Below are 4,701 nucleotides of genomic sequence, written 5' to 3'. Positions count from 1 at the left end.
TCGGCCTGGACGCCGGGCACCGCCACCGCTTCTGCGGCCCCCGCCTCCAGGACCAGGGCCCCCTCGGCGCCGAGGGTGACCACGACCGAACGGGCGCCCTGGTCGCGCAGGGAGCGGGCCCATGCCTCCGGCGTGCCATCCACGAGCTGCGTCAGGTGCCGGGCCTCGTGCTCGTTGACGACCAGTGGGTCGGCCGCCGCGAGGAGTTCGGGGTCCAGGCGGTCCGGGACGGGGGAGGGGTTGACCACGACCCGCGTGCCGGCCTCGCGCGCGGTCTCGGCGGCTGCCCGTACGGTCGCCGGGGGGATCTCCAGCTGGATCGAGACGACCGCCGACGCGGCGATCACCTCCCGGGCGGCCTCGACCTCCTCGGGGAGGAGACGGGCGTTCGCACCCGGCGAGACCACGATGCTGTTGTCGCCGTCCGGCCCGACGACGATCATCGCGGTGCCCGTCCGGATGCCCTCCTCGACCAGCACGTGCCGCAGCTCCGTGCCGGCTTCGCGCTGCCCCGCCAGCAGCAGCTCGCCGAACGCGTCGTCACCGACCTTGGCCAGCAGGGCGGTCCGGGCGCCGAGGCGGGCCGCGGCGGCGGCCTGGTTGGCGCCCTTGCCGCCCGCCGATTCGACCAGATCCGTGCCCAGGACCGTCTCGCCCGCCCCGGGCCGGCGGTCCACCCGCACCGTCAGGTCCGCGTTGGCCGACCCCACGACCAGTACGTCGTACATCCGCTCGATCCGTTCGCTCTGTGTGTCACCCGTCGAAGCGTTGCTCATGGACGTGTCACCCATCGAATTCCGCCGCGTTCTTCCTGTCGACCAGCACCACCGGCACCTTGACCCGTGCCGGCAGCTTCTCACCCTTCGAGGCCCTCACCGCCCAGTCCACGGCCTGCCGCCCCAGCAGCTTCGGCTGCTGGGCGACGGTCGCGGTCAGCGTGCCCGCGCGCACGGCGGCGATCCCGTCCGGGGTGCCGTCGAACGCGACGACCTTGACGCCCCTGCCCGCCGCGGAGCCCAGGGCCTTGGCGGCGCCGAGGGCCATCTCGTCGTTCGCGGCGAAGACCCCGGCGACGTCCCGGTGCGCCTGGAGCACGTTCGCCATGACGTCCATGCCCTTGGTGCGGTCGAAGTCGGCAGGCTGGCGGGCCACGACCTCGATGCCCGGGTAGGCCCTGATGCCCTCCTCGAACCCCTTGCCGCGCTCGCGCGCCGCCGACGTCCCCGGCTGACCCTCCAGGAAGGCCACCTTCCCCTTGCCGCCGAGGGATTCGGCGAGCGTCCGAGCCGCCAGCCGCCCGCCCGCGACGTTGTCGGAGGCGATCGTCGAGCCGACCCTGCCGCCGTTGACCCCGCGGTCGATGGAGATCACCGGCACCTTCGCCCGGTTGGCCACGCCCACCGCCGGGACGGCCGCGTCGGAGTCCACCGGGTTGATGACGGCCGCCTTGACGTTCTGGCTGGTGAACGTCTCCATCTGGTTGATCTGCTGGGTCGGGTCGTTCTGCGCGTCCGTGATGTTGATCTTCAGTCCGCGGGCCTTCGCCTCCGCCCGGGCGCCCTCCTTGATGCCGACGAAGAACGGGTTGTTCATCGTGGACAGGGCGAGCCCGAGGTCGGTGCCGCCGCCGCGGTCGCAGCCGGACAGGGCCAGGGCCGCCGTGAGCGCCGCAGCGGCCGTCGCCGCGAGCCTCCGCCCCCTCACCGGGCGCTCCGGCGCCGCAGCGTGTCGAGCAGCACGGCCAGGGCGATGACGAGACCGGTGGCGACCTGCTGCCAGAACGCCGAGACGCTCAACAGGTTGAGGCCGTTGCGCAGCACCGCGAGGATCAGCGCGCCGATGAGGGTGCCGGAGGCCTTGCCGGAGCCGCCGGACAGGCTCGCCCCGCCGATTACGACGGCGGCGATGGCGTCCAGTTCGTAGCCGACGGCCGCCTGCGGCTGCGCGGAGGTCAGCCGGGCGGCCAGGACGATGCCGGCCACGGCGGCGAACAGCCCGGAGAGCGCGTAGATGACGAGTTTGCGGCGCTTGACGTCGATGCCCGACAGCCGGGCCGCCTCCTCGTTGCCACCGATCGCGAACATCGCGCGCCCGGTGTACGTACGGGCCAGGACCAGCGCCGCGAGCGAGCCCATGGCGACCGTCACGAGGACCGGCACGGGCAGGCGGCCGCCGAGGGTGTCGCCGAGCCGGCCGAGGGAGGAGGGGAAGGCGATGGGGGAGCCGCCGGAGATCACGAGGGCCAGGCCGCGGCCGACCGAGAGCATCGCCAGGGTGGCGATGAAGGCGGGCAGCCTCCCGTACGCGACGAGGGCGCCGGAGACCAGGCCCGCGCCCGCGCCCACCGCGAGGCCGAGCAGCAGGGCGCCCCAGACCGGCAGGCCCTCCTTCGTGGCGGCCCAGGCGACGACGGTCGCGGAGAGCGCGGCCACCGAGCCGACGGACAGGTCGATGCCGGCCGACACGATCACGAACATCACGCCGAACGCGAGGATCGCCGTCACGGACGCCTGTACGCCCACGTTGAGGAGGTTCTGCCCGTTGAGGAAGTCCCGGGACAGCACCGCCATCACCACGACCAGGGCGACCAGTCCGCCCAGCGGGCCGTTGCGGAGCACCGCTCTCGTGAACCACTGCCCCGTACTGCTCCCGGGCGCCCGCAGCACCTCAGCCGACATCGGAGCCCTCCATCGCGCTCGCTTCGTACGTGTCTGCGGCGTCCACCGGCCGGACGGCCAGTTCCATCACCGCGTCCTGCGTGGCCCGTTCGCCCGACAGCTCGCCGGTGATCCGGCCCTGGGCCATGACCAGCACCCGGTCGCTCATGCCGAGCACCTCGGGCAGGTCGCTGGAGATCATCAGCACCGCGCAGCCCGCCGCCGTCAGCTCGTTGACGAGCCGGTAGATCTCGACCTTCGCGCCGACGTCGACGCCGCGCGTCGGCTCGTCGAGGATCAGCAGCCGGGCGCCCGCCAGCAGCCACTTGCCGATGACGACCTTCTGCTGGTTGCCGCCGGAGAGGGTGCGCGCGCTCTGCTCCAGGCCGCTCATGCGCACCTTCAGCCGCTCGGCGACCTCGGCCGCCCGCCGGCGCTGGCCTCCCCGGTCGACGAATCCGCCCCGCGTGTCCTGCGCCAGCCGGGCCAGGGTGAGGTTGTCGCCCAGCGAGGCGTCCAGCAGCAGGCCCTGGCCCTTGCGGTCCTCGGGGACGAGCCCGACCCCGGCCCGCATCGCCGCCCGCACGTCGCCGCGCGCCGGCGCCCGGCCGTCGACCTCGACGGTCCCGGCGTCGTAGCGGTCGACGCCGAACAGCGCCCGCGCCACCTCCGTACGGCCCGCGCCGACCAGGCCCGCGAGGCCCACGACCTCCCCGGCCCGGACGTCGAAGCCGACGTCGCGGAAGGCGGGTGCGCGGGTCAGCCCGCGCACGCGCAGGAGCGGAGCCCCGGGCTCCGCGGGCCGCTCGCGCGGGTACTGCTCGGCGATGTCGCGGCCGACCATCAGCCGGATCAGCTCGTTCTCGTCCGTCGTGGCGGGCACCTCGGCCACCGAACGGCCGTCGCGCAGCACCGTCACCCGGTCCCCGAGCGCGGCGATCTCGTCCAGGTGGTGGGTGATGAAGACGACGCCCACGCCACTGTCGCGCAGCTCGCGCACGATGGCGAAGAGCGTGCCCACCTCCTCGGAGGTGAGCACCGCCGTCGGCTCGTCCATGATCAGGACGCGGGCGTCCAGGCTCAGGGCCTTGGCGATCTCGACCATCTGGAGCCGGGCGATGCCGAGTCCGGAGACCGGCGCGGCGGGGGAGACGTCCAGCCGGACGCGGCGCAGCAGCTCCGCCGCCCGGGCCCGCATGGTGCGCTTGTCGATCAGCCCCAGCGCGGTGCGCGGCTGGCGGCCCAGGAAGATGTTCTCGGCGACGGTCAGCCCGGGGACGAGGTTGAACTCCTGGTGGATCGTGGCGATGCCGAGCCGTTCCGCGTCCTGCGCGGAGCGGACCGCGACCTCGCGGCCGTCCACCAGGATGCGGCCGCCGTCGGGCCGGTGGACGCCGGAGAGCATCTTGATGAGCGTGCTCTTGCCGGCGCCGTTCTCGCCGAGGAGGACGTGCACCTCTCCCGCGCGGAGACTCAAGTCGACCCCGTCCAGGGCGCGGACGCCCGGGAACGACTTGGTGACGCCCTCGACCCGCAGCAGTTCGCGGCCGCCCGGTACGTCGTCGTCGACGCCGGTCATGCGCTGCCCCTCTCCTGTCCTGATGTCGGCCGGCCCGATGCCGGTCGGCCCGATGTCAGCCGGTCGGCGGTTCACCGCACGAGCGGCGCCGCACCAGGTGTGCGGGGAGCAGCACCGACGGCGCCTCGCGCCCCTCGATCCGCGCCAGCAGCGTGTGCACGGCGGCCCGGCCCAGCTCGCGTGTCGGCTGGGCGACGGCGGTCAGCGGCGGGTCGAGGTGGGCGAACCACGCCACGTCGTCGAAGGCGACCAGCGCCACGTCGGAGGGGACGCGCAGCCCCCGCGCCCGCATCTCGTCCAGGGCGCCGAGCGCCATCAGGTTGTCGGTGGCCAGCACGGCGTCCGGCGGCTCCGGGAGGTCCAGCAGCCGGCGCATCACCTGCCTGCCGCCCTCCGGGCGCAGGTCGGGCGACGCGCCGATGCGCTCGGGCGGCAGGGGGACGCCGTGCGCGGCGAGGGCCGTGC

3 protein-coding genes and 1 pseudogene are annotated in these 4,701 nt (G+C 74.2%); all 4 read right to left on the bottom strand.

What is annotated here, in order from left to right; genetic code table 11:
- Positions 1–728, bottom strand: a 728-nt coding sequence (locus tag V7793_RS33655; RefSeq protein ID WP_336013494.1) for a PfkB family carbohydrate kinase, incomplete at its 3' end; no start/stop codon positions are given.
- Between the two features lie 55 nt (positions 729–783).
- Positions 784–2,678: pseudogene (locus V7793_RS33650) on the bottom strand (ABC transporter permease/substrate-binding protein).
- Positions 2,668–4,236: a sugar ABC transporter ATP-binding protein gene (locus V7793_RS33645; protein WP_336013493.1), complete on the bottom strand. Its 1,569-nt coding sequence runs from the start codon at positions 4,234–4,236 to the stop codon at positions 2,668–2,670. The pseudogene V7793_RS33650 and the gene V7793_RS33645 overlap by 11 nt, the downstream one beginning before the upstream one ends.
- Before the next feature lie 55 nt (positions 4,237–4,291).
- Positions 4,292–4,701, bottom strand: a 410-nt coding sequence (locus V7793_RS33640; RefSeq protein WP_336013492.1) for a LacI family DNA-binding transcriptional regulator, incomplete at its 5' end; no start/stop codon positions are given.

Origin of the sequence: Streptomyces sp. KLMMK (genome assembly GCF_036961605.1) — a bacterium.
In the GTDB taxonomy this organism is placed as follows: Bacteria; Actinomycetota; Actinomycetes; order Streptomycetales; family Streptomycetaceae; genus Streptomyces; species Streptomyces telluris.
Note: the sequence above shows the minus strand (reverse complement) of the source record. Positions and strands in the feature narration are given on the sequence as shown.